Genomic DNA, 16,974 nt, shown 5'->3' with positions numbered 1-16,974 from the left:
TACTAAACCATCCAGAAAATAGAAAGGAGAGAGAGTCATTAAAAACCTGGCTAATATTATAACATCCTCACGCATTGTCTTTGCCATTGCAATTCTATATATAAAACCATTTTCGACAGCCTTCTGGATATGTTATTTTCTGGGAGGCCTAAGTGATCTTCTGGATGGATTCGTTGCCAGAACTTTAAATCAGCAAAGTGAAAAAGGAGCAAAAATTGATAGTATAGCAGATTTCGTCTTTGCTGTTTCAATATTTATAATAGTACTTAAAAGTATATTTTTGCCATTAAGGTTTTGGTGCTTTATAAGTTTGATTTTCCTGATTCGTATTATTACATATAGTATAGGATTTTATAAATATCGTACGTTTTCTTCACTGCATACTTACTTTAATAAAGCTTCGGGATTGTTGATATTTATGTTTCCAGTATTATATGTGATTTTGCAGTTGGATGTTGCTGGAGGTATTGTGTGTTTCGTATCATTTGCTGCATCAGTTGAAGAATTAATGATTACTATGAAAAGTAGTAGGTTGGATAGGGATTGCAAAGGATTATTTTTGAGGGAAGAGAGATAGCATAGTTATAAAAAAACTGTGCTATCTCTTTTTCTATGTTGTATTATAACGTATTATATTAGACGAATTTGTAATGATATTGGAGTTTGGGAAGCAGTGTAGAATATTTGATTTATAATATGTATAGAGACAGCACGAAAATAATAGTTGAGTATTTAGTTATTTGGCAAAATAAGATTACTATATGGTAACCATCTTATCTTTATTAATTGGTGGTTTTGTCAAAAAAGTTAAATCATTAAGAATTATATAAAAACTATACTATTGAATATGGAGATAAATTATTTATCAAAAAACTAATAATGCTTATTTTAATAGAGAAAAAGAAAACTCAGTAATTCTACATATTGTGAGAAAAGCGGAAGAATAAACCGTTTTCTTTTCACGGTTCATAGTAAATGTAGCAGGACAGAAGAAAGAAGAGTAGTGAAATCTTGTATCAAAGCTTGATTTAAACAAACATAAAAGATGTGTATTTTAAAAGTTAAAAAAAAGCACAAGTTTTAGACTTTTCTGACTTCCTGCTTTAGTTCCTGACTCCAAAAAAGAAACTAAAGCAAGAAGCCATTTACTCTTTTCTTCCTTTCGCCCTCACCCACTCAACAATATCTATATTCTAATCTTGATTTAGATGCATCAAACAAAAAACATCTGTATCGTCTTATACAGCTCCATCGGATTTTCTAATTGTGGTAAGTACTTCGATTCACTAATCAATGAACTCTCAATAGCCGGATTGTACTCATGATACTCTCCAATTAACTGCCTGATCGAGTCCATCGCAGTTCCACCAACAATATAAATACTATTATCTATTTTTTTCAATGCATTTACAATATTACATTTCGTATAATTACACTTCACACTTGCATACAACGATTTCGGAGACTCACCCAGGTGTGCGGCTTCATAATAGACATCTACATAAGACGACTTGACCGAATACGGGTTACAGTAATAGTCTCTTGTAAATTCCTCCGTAATCGCCTGTTTACTGGAGGCTATATGATACAGCAAAGTACCAATAATCGGAAGATCGAGAATAAACTTATAAAGCTTTGCATGCTTATTCGGTATCTGGCTGCATGTGACAAGGCTGTCCGGATTAATCAGCATGATCTGGTCAAACAGTTCCGGAGCTTGATTACAGGCCATAATCACGAGAGCAGAGGAGGCACCTGTAGCGATAATATTAGTCCGGTGCCCGATCTCAGACTTAATAAAATCCGATAGCAGTTGTACGTATAGGAAGTTCGTATAAGTTAAATCTGGCTTCTCAGAGCGTCCACATCCAAGTAAGTCAATCGTATACACCGTATATTGATCCTTCAAATAGTTAACTAATTGTGTCCATTCGTAGCCGCTGGAAAATGCAGTCAAATCATGAACCAATAAAATGGGTTTTCCAGTGCCGGTTTTTGTATAATGAATATTGCCAAAACGCCATTTATAGCAAAGAGATTTTGATTCTGCCAGAAGATTTTTGGAGGTGGCAGATACTTTAATACATTTATTTATCACCGCAGTAGCAGTAGCAGCACCGGCTGCCAGAGTCAGCAGTGTGAGTAATTTATTTTTTGCTTTCATGATTTCCTCCATTCAGTGCACCAGTCCGCACAGATATATTCCTATTATAATATAATAGAATCCCAGTTACAACGGGGAACATATTAAAAAATTCTTAATCTTAGGCAAAATGTTTCACGTGAAACATTTTTATCCTATTTCTCTATTTTTTTCGTATAAAGCATAGGAAAAAGAATTGAAATGTGCTATACTCTATTTTGAACCGTAATTTCCGGTTGTTACAGGGAGAGGAAATATAAAAATGGGTAGAATTATTGCAATTGCAAACCAAAAAGGCGGTGTCGGTAAGACGACGACCGCAATTAATCTGTCCGCATGTCTGGCAGAATCAGGACAGAAAGTACTAACTGTTGATTTCGATCCGCAGGGAAATGCCACTAGCGGCCTTGGAATAGAGAAGGGCGAAATAGATAAAACAGTTTATGATTTGCTGGTTGGAGAGTGTGATATTGAGGAATGTCTCATTTCTAATATGCAGGAAAATTTGGATCTACTGCCCTCCAATGTAGATCTTGCAGGAGCTGAAATAGAGCTGTTAGAAATAGAGAACAAAGAATCTCTTCTAAAGACATATCTTTCTAAAATCCAGAACAACTATGATTTTATCATCATAGACTGTCCACCATCATTAAACTTATTAACGATCAATGCCCTGACGGCCGCCAATACTGTATTGGTTCCCATTCAGTGCGAATATTATGCATTGGAAGGGCTAAATCAGGTACTTAAAACAGTCAACCTGGTTAAGAAGAAGTTAAATCCTTCTCTGGAGATGGAAGGAGTCGTATTTACCATGTATGATGCCAGGACAAATCTGTCACTGGAAGTCGTGGAAAGCGTGAAAAATAATCTGAATCAAAATATTTACAAAACAATTATACCGAGGAACGTCAGACTCGCAGAAGCGCCGAGCCATGGAATGCCGATTAACTTATACGATTCCAGATCGGCAGGTGCGGAGAGTTACCGGCTGTTGGCAGCCGAAGTAATTAGCAGAGGGGAAGATATATAGCTATGGCGAAAAGAACAGGATTAGGAAAGGGTCTTGGAGCAATATTTGGAGATGAAGTGATGGAATCTGCGGCAGAAGAGCAGGAAGCAAAACATCAGGCAAAGAGTAAAAAGGCTCAGGAACCGGAGAAAAAAGAAGAAGACAGCGACATTGGCAGGGAATTAATGGTGAAGGTAACATCCATAGAACCGAATCGTGAACAGCCCAGAAAGGACTTTAATGAGGAAGCAATGGGGGAACTGGCCGAATCCATGAAAGTATATGGAGTTTTACAGCCTCTGCTCGTACAGAAAAAGGGTGATTATTACGAGATAATCGCAGGTGAACGCCGCTGGAGAGCCGCTAAACTGGCTGGTCTCAAAGAAGTTCCGGTCGTTATCCGCGAATATACGAAACAGCAGACAATGGAGATTGCTCTCATTGAGAATGTACAGCGTGAAGATTTAAATCCTATTGAAGAAGCGAAAGCATACCAGCGATTGATCCAGGAGTTTGAACTGAAGCAGGAGGAGATCGCAGCCAGAGTCGGTAAGAGCCGCGTTACCATTACGAACAGTATGAGATTGCTGAAGCTGGATGAACGTGTACAGGAAATGCTGATTCAGAATCAGATAACCGGAGGTCATGCGCGCGCACTCTTAACTGTAGAGGATGGCGAGCTTCAATATAAGCTGGCAGGCAAGATTATTGCTGAAAACTTAAGCGTCCGTGAGATAGAAAAGATCGTCAAATCACTGTCTAAGAAGAAAAATCCGAAGGAAAAGAATGTGGAAGATGAGAGTCTGGCATTGATTTTCCGTGATCTGGAAGAGCGGATGAAATCAGCAATGGGCACCAAAGTAAGCATCAACAGAAAAGATAAAAATAAAGGAAGAGTAGAAATTGAGTACTATTCTGAGTCAGAATTGGAAAGAATAGTAGAATTGATAGAATCCATAAGATAGTAGTAATGGAAGTGAGGACGAAAGAAATGGATAACAGTATGATGGATTTATGGCCGGTCGACCCGGGCTATATTATTCTGGGGTTGGCTGTACTTACACTAATATTGTTGATTATCGTAATCATCTGCCTGATTCAGATGAGAAGGCTTTACCGCAGATACGATTATTTTATGAGAGGGAAAGACGCGGAAACCCTTGAGGAAATCATCATGGAACAGATGGGAGATATCGAGGCGCTGAAGGCGGAAGACCGTGCGAATAAAGACTCAATCCGCAATACGAATAAGAATTACAGAAGCGCTTTCCAGAAATTTGGTCTCGTGAAATACAATGCTTTCAAAGGTATGGGCGGAAATTTAAGTTTTGCCATGGCACTTCTCGATTATACCAACACTGGATTCGTCTTAAACTCTGTACACAGCAGAGAAGGCTGCTACGTCTATATCAAAGAAGTAGAGCGGGGAGAAACAGATGTGCTGCTGGGAAGTGAAGAGAAAGACGCTTTGGAGCAGGCACTGGGATATCATTAAAGCAAAAACCCCATTTCATTTAGGAGGAGATTGTTCCTCACAAATGAAATGGGGTTTTGTAATTGTATATATCATAACAATATCTGAGACATATTCGCATGATGCGACTCTGTCAAAGCGGCTCCGATCGCAGTGCCATACTCTGCCTGTTCCGGTATAATAAAATGTACATCGAACATCGTCTCCAGTGAACAGAAAATATCCTTACATTGAGGAAACTTAGCGAGGTTTCCTATCATAACAAAGTTGTTAATCGCACTATTGAGAGAGGAGAGAATGGCGGATTTTCCGATTGCCTGAAGTACCATATTAATGAGGCCAATGGCAATATCCTCTTCGCTGACCTGACTCCTTACCTTGCCAAAGTTAGAGGCCGTAGCGGTGAGTGGGAGTCCAGGAAGCGCTTCCTTGGATATATCACAGATCTGTAAATCTACGTGGCTTAAATCGCCGCCGCTGGCCAGCTCCATGATCTTGCTGATCTCCTGTGTCTTTAAAAGTAAACTGGATAATCCGATGATAGTTCCGCCGCCGATACCGATACCGCCGGTATGTACGATCTTATCGCCGTTTACCTGGACAAAAGAGGTGCCGGTACCCATACTGACCACAATTAAATCATTCATACCGGTAAAGTAGCGGCCTCCCAGACCATTGGAGGTAAACTCATCTACCTTGAAAGTAGGGATGCCATAAAGCGGCTGTTCCACATTAGCGCTTCCGACTCCTGTAATCATGATCTTTTCTATATCACTTAACTGTATTGCATTGTCATAAATAAATTTCCCAAACGCGCCGAAAAGAGATGCGATAGGATTATTAGCTTTCACGAATGTTGGAATTTTCAGGTTATTATTCTCAAAACCAACAATTTTGGTGGTGCTTCCTCCGATGTCAATTCCTATGATAATTCCCATGGTCAAGAATCTCCTTTGATTGATTACAGTGACCCTAGTATATCATAGATTAGCAGGAATGCAAAGTTCTTAAATCAATCCAATAATCATATAAACCGCGATAGCAATTGAAAAAACAGCCACGCCCTTCTTAAGAACCCTTACATTTATTCGTCCCGCCTGTCCTGCTCCGAAGAAAACGCCGATGGCCTGGCATACAAAGCTGATTAGACAGAGAACGAGAAGTCCCTCCTTCGGGCAATTGGAGAGATATCCCACGCAGGCAGGAAGAGCAATAAAAATGGAGTCAAACAGGCTGACACCCACAGCAGTCCGAACCGGCATTCCAAGCGTAACCAGTATAGGCATGACGAGAATCGGCCCGCCTGCACCGGAAAGAGCGCAGATGGCGCCTGTGATAAAACCAAACAGCAGTACGAATGGCTTGTTGCCAAGTAATCCGGTATAAACTGGAGAGCCGGACGGTAAAACAGCAGATGAATCACCAGAGGAAGCAGCCTCCGGTTTATCCTTCTTAACCAGGATAGAGAGGCCGGACGCCAGCACCACCAGGTAAAGAAACATCTTAGCGGTAGTCAGAGGAATCATAAAATTCAGCTTGACGCCGAGCACCGCCCCCGCGATACTTCCGATTCCCACCAGAACACCAAATTTTAGATCCATCTGTCCCTGCCTCTGATAGCGGTAGGAACCGATGATTCCCGAGGTGAGAAAGGAGATAAAACTCAAGGCCAGAGAGAGGCTTAAATCCATGCCTAAATATCCAGTGAATACAATGGGAAGCAGGAATCCGGCGATGCCGGAGACTCCTACCAGGGTGCCAACAATCAGGTTCATTACAGCTATTACCGGTAACATAATTCGTCCTCCATAAGATGGTTTTTCGTAAGCCAGGAATGCGCTTCAAAGCGTATTTTTTCTTCGTCCAGCGTGAGAATTTCTCTGTTCTTCATCAGAAATTTCCCTGCGGCGATGGAATGGATTACATCCTGAGATGAAACACTTTCTACCAGGGTGTGTACCAGATTATTTGTAGGGTAAAGATGAGGCTGATCTAAATCAACCGCAATTAAATCGGCACAGAAGCCTTCTTTCAGCTGACCTGATTTTTTATGTAAACCGAGCGCACAGCTTCCGCCTTCCAGAGCCATGGAGAGAATCGTCTCTGCAGGCATAATTACCGGGTTGGATTCCGGGACACCGTAACGGATGTTCATGATAGAGCGGAATATCTTCATCTCCTGGAAAAGGCTCATGCCTCCGTGTGCGGTTCCATCCGTTCCAAATGCCACGGATATTCCGCTTTCCAGAAGTCTTGGGGTGTTGGGGACACCTTTTCCGCAGTTGCTGAACGGGCAGTGGACTGCCTTAACTCCGTTAGCAGCCATAACCTCAATCTCGTGCTCTGACAGCAGGAGGCTGTGTGCACTGACAAAATGGTCTGAAAGCACTCCGAGGCTGTCTAAATACTCCAAAGGCCGCATCTGATAGCGCTCCAGGTGGTAGTTGATCTCATTCGGATATTCGTTCATATGAGCTTCCACCATGGCGCTGCGCTCTGAGGCCGCCTCAAATACACCGCGAATCAGTTCCTCGGAACAGGAAATCAGGGAGCGGAGAGAGTAGTAAACGCTCAGCCTTCCGTCGCCGGAGCCGTTCCAGGTGTTGTAGTACTCATTTAAACGGGAAATGGATTCTGCCGCGTCAGCCCTCATGGAATCAGGAACTTTCGTATCATCCATGGTAGACAGCGTAAGTGCGCCTCGCAGACCAGATTTTATGTAAATTTTGGCTGCTTCATCCATATGAATTCCTCCCGCATCGAGGAAGGAGGTAGTACCGCCGCGGATCATTTCCAGGGAGCAGAGAGCGGCGCTTAAGGATACGGCCTCCGGAGTCAGCGTGCTTTCAAAGGGAAGCATAATCCGTGTCCAGATCATCGGCAGAGCATCCAGAATCTTTCCGCGAAGCAGCTGCTGACAGGTGTGCATATGACCGTCTGTCAGGCCAGGCATCCAGAGGAGGCGGCTCCCGTCTACAGTCTGCTCCGCCTCCGGGCAGGAGAGGGAGCCAGAGCAGCAGATCGAGGAAATCATACCGTCTTTTATGGCGACATCTACACCGGAGCGAATGGTCATATCCGGTGTCAGGATGCGCGTATTTTGAATCAATATATCATAGATGAGTTCTTTCATATAATAATCTCCAAAATTCATACGAGTTGTAACAAATTAAATGTTGCAGTTCACAGCCCGGTCGGTCTCTGCTTCCCGGTCTGTGAACTACAACGTCTAAATTGCGTGAGTCAGAGACAGAACAATGTTAGAAACCAGGGCGGAGCCGAAGAATGTTCCTGTCATGACGAGTAGAGCGATGATTATCATCTTCCAGCCCTGTTTTGCGAAGGCCTTAATCTCATTTCCGATGGAAATACCGGCAAACGCGCCAACCATGGTCAGAGGAGCCGTGAAATTGATCTTGTTGGCGGACTCAATTACAAAGGAAGAGATCGGTGAGATCGGACATGCCGCTAAGAGTCCCACAATCGAGCAGTAGGCCACGATAGGAAGCTTTAACGGTATAATCTTGCTTAATACAACTCCGATGCAGGAGATGACAAGGAGCACGCATACACCCGGCAGAGAGTCGAGAAATGCTACCTTAAATCCAACAAAGTTTGCCGTCATGATGCCAAGGCAGGCAATAACCAGTAAAAATCCCCATTCTTTATATCTCATAATCGTCAGTCCTCCTTATTTTTCTCCGCGCAGACGTGCAATCTTTGGTTCCAGGAACGCATACAGCTTGTTGCAAAGCGGAATTCCTATAAATATAGCAACGTAGATACCGGTGATTCCCGAAAGGGTCTCACTGGTGCTGGCAAGCGCCGAAATCTTATCGGCCATAGCCGGGTAAATCTCTGTTAAGCTGGCCGTAGCTGACGCCATCATGATGCCGGCGCCGACGCCGGAGGCCATTCCCAGTGCGTATGGGTGGAAAATATTTAAAGCCGCTACCATGGTAGCCATAAATCCGAAATAAATGGTTCCGATCATACCGCCGACTATGTAAATGGATAGGCTGCCGCGGGCTTCCGGTGAATCCGGTCCGTACATATCTGTGATCAGGGCCAGATTGGTTTCCCGGTTGATGGAATGTGTTGCTCCGATTGCCTCACGCTTTAAGCCGAGGAGAAGTGCAAATGGCAGAGCGAGGAAGATCGTTCCCAGGTTGCCGATTTCCTGCAGTAAGAGAGCGGGACCGGCCTGAATAACCGTTGAAAGGCTGGCGCCTGCATTGATGCCGAGCTTTGCGATAAAGGGGCAGATAGCCACGATTACCAGCTTTGACGCTGCGGTTACTTCTTTTTCTTTCATGACCTTTAATATCTGCGGTCCTGATAAAATACCCATGAAGAGAGAGTAGAAGATCGGGAACAGGATCAGCATTCCGGGGCCGAGAGGAATCTTAATCTGGCCGATGCTGTCTGCAATCAGGATAAAGATAAAGGCTATGATGTACACACGGTACTCTGTCTTGATCCGCTCCTTTAGGGAGGAATACTGGAAGGTTTCTTTTTTCATACACTTACGCTCCTTTTGGTAAAATGGTAACATTCGCTTCAAATATGTTTGATAGCTTCATTCTAGCGGAAGAGAAGCAGATAAAAAAGGACAAATGAGATATTTTGCACAAAAATAGGGGAAAATGTTTTTATAATTATAAGATAGTACTAAATTGTAGGAGATTTGATGAATAAACAGGCAATAAAAAAAAGGTCTGTACAGATAACGGGGAGTACCCGTTGCTCTGTACAAACCTTTTTTGAATCAGTTCAGAATCTGAAACTGATTAAGCTGCGTATACGTTGACAGCCTGGATTCCACGGTTGCCCTGAGTGGTATCAAAAGTAACTCTCTGGCCATCTTCCAGAGACTTATAACCATCTGTCATAATTCCGGAAAAATGAACGAAAACTTCTTCTCCTGTCTCGTCGTTTGTGATGAAGCCATAACCCTTTGAGCTGTTAAACCATTTTACTGTACCCTTATTCATGAGGTACCTCCTAATATAATATTATTATATTTGTTCTGAAACTAAAAATCACATATTTTTGTAAAGCATTATTAACAAATAATGACTTACAAAAATATGTGAATCAAAATCTCATTAAAATACTCTATTATGATATCATAGTACGAAAAAATTGTCAAGCAATTCTGAAAATTATTTTATTTCTGTTTTTGGTATCAATATTTTACATTTGTTTTTTCGCGCTGTATAATAAAAGAAGCAAAAACATCGGAAAAGGAGCCGGAACATGAATTGGGAGGAATTGCTGAAACGAGCGCCAAAGCTTGAGGCGTATATCAAACATATGCCGCCGGATATCAAGGCCCGCAGTGTCATTAAGGTGATACCGCCGGGACAGATTATCCACCAGAAGAATTACGAGCTGGACTATTTTGCATTTGTCTGCTGCGGAGATCACCGGGCCATCAATGAATTTGAAAACGGTAACGTATATATGATTGAGAAGAACGAGGCCATAGATTTTGTGGGCGAGGTAACAATCCTGGCGGGGCAGGAGCGGACCTCTGTCACCCTGGAGACCATTACGGAATGTGTTCTCCTCCAGATGCCGAGGAAGGATTTTGAGCGGTGGATTAAGGAAGATATTGATCTTCTCTATTTAATAGCCAGCAAGGTGGCGTTTAAGCTGTACCGTTCCTCGTCGAAGAATGGGGCGACGCTGTTCTATCCGCCGAACTTTCTGCTTCTGGAGTATCTGGTACAGTACGCCGATAAGCATATGACGGGAAATAAGACGAGCATTACAGTTCCATTTACCAGGAATCAGCTGGAGGAGGAACTGGGAATCAATATTAAGACCTTGAACAGAACTGTTAAGAAGTTAAAGGATACCGGCATGATCGGGATCACGAAAGGAAAGCTGACCTTTGATAAAGAGCAGTATAACAAGGCCGTTGCGGAGCTGGCTGTGCTGAGAAAGGGGGCAAATCACTGGTAAAACGGCTGGCTGTATCTGGAAAATATATCAGTATAAAAGTATTTATTAGATTTGAATAAAAACGGGGGTGATATTGTTATTTTTTTGTCAAATATATTATTGACAATTATTTAACGAAATCATATAATGATACTACAAAGTTCGTTAAAAAAATATCGAACATAAAAAAAACCTATTAAACTTATTAAAAAAACTGGAGGTAAGTCAGGATGGCAAAGAAAGAAGAACAGGTAAAAGTTCCGGAAATCATTGACAATGTAGACGCTTTGGTTGCAAAGATGGAAGCAATGAGAGAAGCTCAGAGAGAATTTGCAACCTTCACACAGGAACAGGTGGACAAGATCTTCTATGAAGCAGCTAGTGCAGCCAATAAAATGAGACTCCCTCTCGCCAAGATGGCAGTGGAAGAAACCGGCATGGGTGTTGTGGAAGATAAGGTTATCAAAAACAACTACGCAGCCGAGTACATCTACAATGCCTATAAAGATACAAAGACCTGCGGTGTTATTGAAGAAGATAAGGCATACGGAATTAAGAAGCTGGCAGAGCCGATCGGTATCGTAGCGGCTGTTATTCCTACAACAAACCCGACTTCAACCGCGATCTTTAAGACACTGATTTCTTTAAAGACAAGAAACGCGATTATCATTTCCCCACATCCGCGTGCTAAGAACTGTACTATTGCAGCAGCAAAGGTAGTTTTAGAGGCAGCTGTTAAGGCCGGCGCTCCGGAAGGCATCATCAGCTGGATTGATGTTCCTTCACTGGAATTAACAAACGAAGTTATGAGAAGCGCAGATATCATTCTGGCCACAGGCGGCCCTGGAATGGTTAAGGCTGCTTACTCTTCAGGAAAACCGGCACTGGGCGTAGGCGCAGGCAATACACCGGTTATCATCGACGATACAGCTAATATTAAACTGGCAGTAAACTCCATTATCCATTCCAAGACCTTTGATAACGGTATGATCTGTGCTTCCGAGCAGTCCGTTACCGTTCTGGAAAAGGTATATGATGAAGCGAGAAAAGAATTTGCGGCAAGAGGCTGCTACTTCTTAAAGGGTGATGAGATTGAGAAGGTTCGTAAGACCATCATCATCAACGGCGCTTTAAATGCCAAGATTGTTGGACAGACGGCTTACACAATTGCAAAGCTTGCAGGTGTCGAGGTACCGGAAGCGACCAAGATCTTAATCGGCGAGGTTGATTCCGTTCATATAGATGAAGAATTTGCACATGAGAAGCTGTCTCCGGTTCTTGCCATGTATAAGGCAAAGGATTTCGACGAGGCGCTTGCAAAAGCAGCTCAGCTGGTTGCTGACGGCGGTTATGGACATACGGCATCCCTTTATGTAAATGTAAACGAGCATGAGAAAATCATGAAGCATGCCGAGGCTATGAAGACGTGCCGTATCCTGATCAACACTCCATCTTCTCATGGCGGTATCGGTGATATCTACAACTTCAAGATGACTCCATCCCTGACATTAGGCTGTGGTTCCTGGGGCGGAAACTCCGTATCTGAAAACGTAGGTGTAAAACATCTGTTAAATATCAAGACCGTTGCCGAGAGGAGAGAGAACATGCTGTGGTTCAGAAATCCTGAAAAGGTTTACTTCAAAAAAGGCTGTATGCCTGTTGCACTGAGCGAATTAAAGGATGTATATGGCAAGAAGAGAGCATTCGTTGTAACAGACTCCTTCCTTTACATGAACGGTTATACAAAACCGATTACAGATAAATTAGACGAAATGGGCATCGTATACACGGTATTCTCCGATGTACAGCCAGACCCGACGCTTGCCAACGCACAGGCAGGTGCAAAGGCTATGAGAGCATTCCAGCCGGATACCATCATTGCCCTGGGCGGCGGTTCCGCTATGGACGCAGCCAAGATCATGTGGGTTATGTATGAGCATCCGGAAGTAGACTTCCAGGATATGGCTATGCGTTTCATGGATATTCGTAAGAGAGTCTACACCTTCCCGAAGATGGGTGAGAAAGCATACTTCATCGCGATCCCGACCTCTTCCGGTACTGGTTCCGAGGTTACCTCCTTTGCAGTTATTACAGACCAGGATACAGGCGTTAAATATCCGCTGGCTGACTATGAATTAATGCCTAAGATGGCTATTGTCGATGCAGATAACATGATGAGCCAGCCGAAGGGCTTAACAAGCGCTTCCGGTGTCGATGTTCTGACTCATGCTCTGGAAGCCTATGCATCTGTTATGGCTTCTGATTATACAGACGGCCTTGCGTTAAAGGCTATGAAGAATGTACTGGAATACCTGCCGACAGCTTATAATGACGGATCTAATGTTGAGGCAAGATGCAAGATGGCTGATGCTTCTTGTATGGCTGGTATGGCATTTAATAACGCATTCCTGGGGGTATGCCACTCCATGGCTCATAAACTGGGGGCATTCCATCACCTTCCACACGGTGTTGCAAATGCTTTGTTAATCACTCTGGTTATGGAATTCAATGCATCTGAAGTACCAACCAAGATGGGCACTTTCCCGCAGTATGAATATCCGCATACACTTGCAAGATACGCGGAATGCGGACGTTTCTGCGGAATTCAGGGAAAGAATGATGCTGAAGTATTGAAGAAATTTATCGATAAGATTGAAGAATTAAAAGCGGCAGTAGGAATTAAGAAGACGATCAAAGAGTATGGTGTAGATGAGAAGTACTTCTTAGATACGTTAGATGCTATGGTAGAGCAGGCATTTGATGATCAGTGTACCGGGGCTAACCCGAGATATCCGCTGATGAGCGAGCTCAAAGAGATGTATTTAAAGGCTTACTACGGTAAATAAGTTTAAATAGGTGGCAAAGGGCCGTACCCGATTCGCGGGGCGGCCCTTTGTGTTATATAAATTAAGCAAATAACCGAAGCCAAGCTCCAAATAAAACCATACTTTCCCGAGAATGAGTATGAACCCCATGTTCGAGACGTGTGTACTGTTTGGTACATGATAGTTTTGTAAACAGGCTTTCTACCGTATCGGGAGGACAAACTTCATCTTGACCGCCTCCTGAAAGCATGACCGGTATATGCAGCCGATGGGCATGAGAAAGCGTATCGATATATCCCAACCGATTCCAGAAGATATCCTCGGGTACAGATTGACGATATGGACTTAATATGCCGTAAGCGTTTCCTTTCAGCCTGGAGGACGGAAAATTAGTCAGGAAAGGAATGTCTGCGCAGACACATCGAACTGCCGATCCCAAAATAGATGCCAGTAAAAGGGCAGTTCCTCCGCCCTGGCTGGTTCCAAAGACAGAGAGCCGGTCAGGAAGGACATCAGGCTGCAAGACTGCCCAGCGTATTGCCAGTAAACAGTCTGTAAGCCAGTCTTCGTAACCTCCCGGTTTGCCCGTTATTGTATTATGAAGTACAGGCCAGTTTCCATCCGGTGCTGTCTTTGAAGTATCTGGACCGGAGGGACTAACATAACCCTGAGGCGATATGTGAAGTATATGGTACCCCATGTCTGCAAGCTGTGGATGAAGGTTTATGAAACCTCCGTAACCCGGCAGGTTTATTAGCAGCGGGGCAGGAGAGCTTATAGATGGCTGCCAGTAACCATAAAAAGTACGTCGTTTTTCTTCAGTTTTAAATTGAATAAATTTATTCTGAAGAGTACAGGGGTTGTTACCAAACTCGATACGGATTGGTGAGTTTGGTAAAATGGACACTTCCGTTTTCATATTCTGACTTTTCTTTAGTAAATCAGAGGCCCATTTGTCAATTTCATGTGATGATGGATAACAAGAAAAGGCTTGAGCTTCTGAAAATAGTTCTTTTGGCATGATAGCACACCTCCTTTTAAACTATTATAGTCATAAAATAACTTTACCGATAGTAATATTTTGATTATAATCAAGACAAAACAACTATATTTCAATCGAATTATTAAGGAGAGGTACAATGGAGGAGAATCATTCACTTATCTATTCACTTCGTTTTAACTTTATTTATGTTGATGTATATTCATTCACACGAATGTGGATCTACCCTACAACAGTATTGCCATATGGGCTGCTTCGTTATATTCTGGCAGGCGAAGGTGAATTTGTTCTGGATGGACGAAGACATAATGTAAAACCTAATCAGGTAGTTTATATCCCACAGGGGACAACTCTTGACTGTAAAGCATTTACCGATGATTTTAAATTTATGAGTATCCGTTTTGTAACGACTATACAACTTAAGAATAATGATTTTTTATCGAACTATTTTAATGTGTTGGATGTGACAGAGGCGGAAGATGAAAGGGTTTTGTCTTATTTCAGAGAGATTTATGAGACTGCAAGCTTTAATAAAAGCATTGGGAAAATGTTTAAAATTAGAGGATATCTAGAGCTGATTATTGCATGGCTGACAGAGCGGGGGGAAAAAAGGCAGCAGTCTCAACTTGAACTAAATTCAACTGCATATACAATTGAGAAACTGCAGCAGCGTGCAAGAAAGTCTGGTAATGTCAGCAGGGATCCAAGAATACAGGCTGTAGAGGATTATATAGTAGCACATCCAAAGGATCCTCTGGATTTAAAGCTTCTCTGCAGTATTGCGGAAGTCAGTGAATCTTCACTGCGTCGTCTTTTTAAAATACAAACAGGAAAATCTCCTGGAGATTATATTAAAGAGCTCCGCATGCTGACTGCATCCCGGGAACTTTTGGCGTCAGAACGAAGAATATCAGATATTGCATATGACCTGGGTTATAATGATCCCAATTATTTTACCCGTACGTTTCATTCGGTTTTCGGAATTTCTCCTCAGGAATATCGTAAGGTATCCAGAGAAGGCAGTACGGTAGAATTTAAAAGAAAATAGCCACATACGTTTAAATATTAATTGTTTTATGCTAATTTTAAGCGATTTACATCTTGTATGCAGGTGCCAAGATAGATTATGATAAATACATAAAAATGCACAAAAAAAATAAATAAAAAAGGAGAAAATTATGAAAAAGTCATTATCGTTGCTCTTGACACTCCCGATTATTGCCTGTCTGGCAGCTTGCAGCAGCAACACCTCAACACCTGCGACAACGGCAGAAAACAACGCAAAACAAGAGGAAACAGCAGAAACAGTGAAAGAAGATCCAGGAGATGAACCCTTAAAAGGTGAGATTACGTTTTGGCATTCCTTTACACAGGGGGGACGCCTGGATACCATTCAGGCAGCCGCGAATGATTTTATGAAAGAAAATCCAGATGTTAAAATCACGATTGAGACATTTTCCTGGCCGGATTTTTATACAAAATGGACAACCGGTCTTGCATCGGGTAATGTGCCGGATATGAGTACTGCTCTTCCGAACCATGTTGTAGAAATGATTGATGCGGATGCCATTTTACCGATGGATAATCTGATTGATAAGATAGGTAGAGATCGTTTTTATGAAGCACCAATTAAGGAAATGACGGTGGACGGCAGTTGCTATGCGATTCCAATCTATTCTCATGCGCAGGTAATGTGGTATTTTACCAATATACTTGATAAGTATAATCTTGAGGTGCCTACTACCTGGGATGAATTATACACAGCCGCGAAAACCATTTCAGACGGAGAAAACGGATCGGTCTACGGCTGTTCGGTTCCTCTGGGTACCAATGATATGATGGCGACGCGTTATTTGAATTTTTATGTTAGAAGCGCGAATGAAACTCTTATTAAAGAGGATGGAACCGCTAATTTAACTAGCCAGGCAGCAATAGACGGCATTAATTATTGGGTTAAGATGTATAAAGAATGTTCGCCGGCTGAATCAATTAACTATAACGTTTTGGATCATGCCACACTGTACTATACTGGAAAAAATGCATTTGATTTTAATTCCGGTTTCCAGATTGGCGGTGTTGATACTAATGCACCGGAGCTGTTGGATTATGTAGCGTGCGCTCCAATGCCAACAATAAACAAGGGTGATGAGCAGAGAGGATATGAAACCTCTAATATTCCTATGGTAATATGGAAAAATTCAAAGCATCCCGAGATTTGCGAAGCATTTATTAAGTTTCTGTATCAGCCGGAATACTACGTTCCGTTCCTTCAGTCTGTTCCTGTAGGCATGCTGCCTGCACTTAAGGACATTGCATCAAATGAAGAGTTTCTTTCTGATCCGATGATTCAGAAATTTTCTAATGAAATGAAGGTAATCTCAGATGCGGTTGGAACCGGAACTGCAATCGGAATGGAATACGGTCCTAAGCCGCAGGCAGGTCTGCTTACAAGTCAGGGTGTAATTGAGAATATGTTCCAGGAAATTATACTGAAGGGAACGCCTGTGGAGGAAGCGGCTAAAGCGGCAGAAGATAAGCTGAACGAGCTTTTTGAAACATTGGAATGATTAA

Annotated in this window: 16 protein-coding genes; 8 read left to right on the top strand and 8 right to left on the bottom strand. The window is 42.5% G+C overall.

Annotation, left to right across the window (positions count from 1 at the left end):
* Positions 1 to 37: 37 nt before the first annotated feature.
* Positions 38 to 577 (top strand): CDP-alcohol phosphatidyltransferase family protein, encoded by a 540-nt coding sequence (locus H8S75_RS27895; protein WP_349769005.1) that lies wholly within the window; start codon positions 38 to 40, stop codon positions 575 to 577.
* Positions 578 to 1,213: 636 nt separating this feature from the next.
* Here H8S75_RS27895 and H8S75_RS27890 read toward each other — a convergent pair.
* On the bottom strand, positions 1,214 to 2,164 hold the full coding sequence (locus H8S75_RS27890) for an alpha/beta fold hydrolase (protein ID WP_187024317.1): 951 nt from the start codon (positions 2,162 to 2,164) through the stop codon (positions 1,214 to 1,216).
* Positions 2,165 to 2,405: 241 nt separating this feature from the next.
* On the opposite strand from H8S75_RS27890, the gene H8S75_RS27885 reads away from it, so the two are divergent.
* From H8S75_RS27885 to H8S75_RS27875, 3 genes are read left to right on the top strand one after another with little or no spacing between them, the layout of a single operon-like run.
* The gene (locus H8S75_RS27885) at positions 2,406 to 3,176 is read left to right on the top strand and encodes a ParA family protein (protein WP_002605400.1); all 771 of its coding nucleotides are present in this window, start codon (positions 2,406 to 2,408) and stop codon (positions 3,174 to 3,176) included.
* Between the two features lie 2 nt (positions 3,177 to 3,178).
* Positions 3,179 to 4,120, top strand: a complete 942-nt coding sequence (locus H8S75_RS27880; RefSeq protein ID WP_187024316.1) for a ParB/RepB/Spo0J family partition protein — start codon at positions 3,179 to 3,181, stop codon at positions 4,118 to 4,120.
* Positions 4,121 to 4,146: 26 nt separating this feature from the next.
* Positions 4,147 to 4,650 carry a DUF4446 family protein gene (locus H8S75_RS27875; protein ID WP_002605398.1) on the top strand — a complete coding sequence of 168 codons (504 nt, stop codon included), beginning with the start codon at positions 4,147 to 4,149 and terminating at the stop codon, positions 4,648 to 4,650.
* Between the two features lie 71 nt (positions 4,651 to 4,721).
* Here the strand turns inward: H8S75_RS27875 and coaW are convergent, their stop codons facing one another.
* The 6 genes from coaW to H8S75_RS27845 form a co-directional block, all read right to left on the bottom strand.
* Positions 4,722 to 5,567 (bottom strand): type II pantothenate kinase, encoded by an 846-nt coding sequence (gene coaW, locus H8S75_RS27870; protein ID WP_187024315.1) that lies wholly within the window; start codon positions 5,565 to 5,567, stop codon positions 4,722 to 4,724.
* Between the two features lie 69 nt (positions 5,568 to 5,636).
* The gene (locus H8S75_RS27865) at positions 5,637 to 6,425 is read right to left on the bottom strand and encodes a sulfite exporter TauE/SafE family protein (protein WP_187024314.1); all 789 of its coding nucleotides are present in this window, start codon (positions 6,423 to 6,425) and stop codon (positions 5,637 to 5,639) included.
* Positions 6,413 to 7,762, bottom strand: a complete 1,350-nt coding sequence (locus H8S75_RS27860; RefSeq protein ID WP_187024313.1) for an amidohydrolase family protein — start codon at positions 7,760 to 7,762, stop codon at positions 6,413 to 6,415. The genes H8S75_RS27865 and H8S75_RS27860 overlap by 13 nt, the downstream gene beginning before the upstream one ends.
* A gap of 96 nt (positions 7,763 to 7,858) precedes the next feature.
* Complete coding sequence (locus tag H8S75_RS27855; RefSeq protein WP_110322563.1) at positions 7,859 to 8,305, bottom strand: hypothetical protein; 447 nt, start codon at positions 8,303 to 8,305, stop codon at positions 7,859 to 7,861.
* Positions 8,306 to 8,320: 15 nt separating this feature from the next.
* Positions 8,321 to 9,151 (bottom strand): DUF3100 domain-containing protein, encoded by an 831-nt coding sequence (locus H8S75_RS27850; RefSeq protein ID WP_002605392.1) that lies wholly within the window; start codon positions 9,149 to 9,151, stop codon positions 8,321 to 8,323.
* Positions 9,152 to 9,419: 268 nt separating this feature from the next.
* The gene (locus tag H8S75_RS27845) at positions 9,420 to 9,623 is read right to left on the bottom strand and encodes a cold-shock protein (RefSeq protein WP_187024312.1); all 204 of its coding nucleotides are present in this window, start codon (positions 9,621 to 9,623) and stop codon (positions 9,420 to 9,422) included.
* A 265-nt stretch (positions 9,624 to 9,888) separates the two neighbouring features.
* Here H8S75_RS27845 and H8S75_RS27840 point away from each other — a divergent pair, with 265 nt between their 5' ends.
* Together H8S75_RS27840 and adhE are read left to right on the top strand one after the other, a co-directional pair.
* On the top strand, positions 9,889 to 10,599 hold the full coding sequence (locus tag H8S75_RS27840; RefSeq protein ID WP_002605390.1) for a Crp/Fnr family transcriptional regulator: 711 nt from the start codon (positions 9,889 to 9,891) through the stop codon (positions 10,597 to 10,599).
* A gap of 209 nt (positions 10,600 to 10,808) precedes the next feature.
* Entirely contained in the window at positions 10,809 to 13,424 is a 2,616-nt protein-coding gene (gene adhE, locus H8S75_RS27835; protein ID WP_187024311.1) for a bifunctional acetaldehyde-CoA/alcohol dehydrogenase, read from the top strand.
* 61 nt (positions 13,425 to 13,485) lie between these two features.
* Here the strand turns inward: adhE and H8S75_RS27830 are convergent, their stop codons facing one another.
* Positions 13,486 to 14,424, bottom strand: coding sequence for an acetylxylan esterase (locus H8S75_RS27830; protein WP_110322567.1), 939 nt, complete (start codon positions 14,422 to 14,424; stop codon positions 13,486 to 13,488).
* A gap of 118 nt (positions 14,425 to 14,542) precedes the next feature.
* On the opposite strand from H8S75_RS27830, the gene H8S75_RS27825 reads away from it, so the two are divergent.
* Together H8S75_RS27825 and H8S75_RS27820 are read left to right on the top strand one after the other, a co-directional pair.
* Positions 14,543 to 15,451, top strand: a complete 909-nt coding sequence (locus tag H8S75_RS27825) for a helix-turn-helix domain-containing protein (RefSeq protein WP_187024310.1) — start codon at positions 14,543 to 14,545, stop codon at positions 15,449 to 15,451.
* A 130-nt stretch (positions 15,452 to 15,581) separates the two neighbouring features.
* Positions 15,582 to 16,970: an ABC transporter substrate-binding protein gene (locus tag H8S75_RS27820; RefSeq protein WP_187024309.1), complete on the top strand. Its 1,389-nt coding sequence runs from the start codon at positions 15,582 to 15,584 to the stop codon at positions 16,968 to 16,970.
* Positions 16,971 to 16,974 lie beyond the last annotated feature (4 nt).

Source organism: Hungatella hominis (assembly GCF_014288005.1).
Classification (GTDB): domain Bacteria; phylum Bacillota; class Clostridia; order Lachnospirales; family Lachnospiraceae; genus Hungatella; species Hungatella effluvii.
Note: the sequence above shows the minus strand (reverse complement) of the source record. Positions and strands in the feature narration are given on the sequence as shown.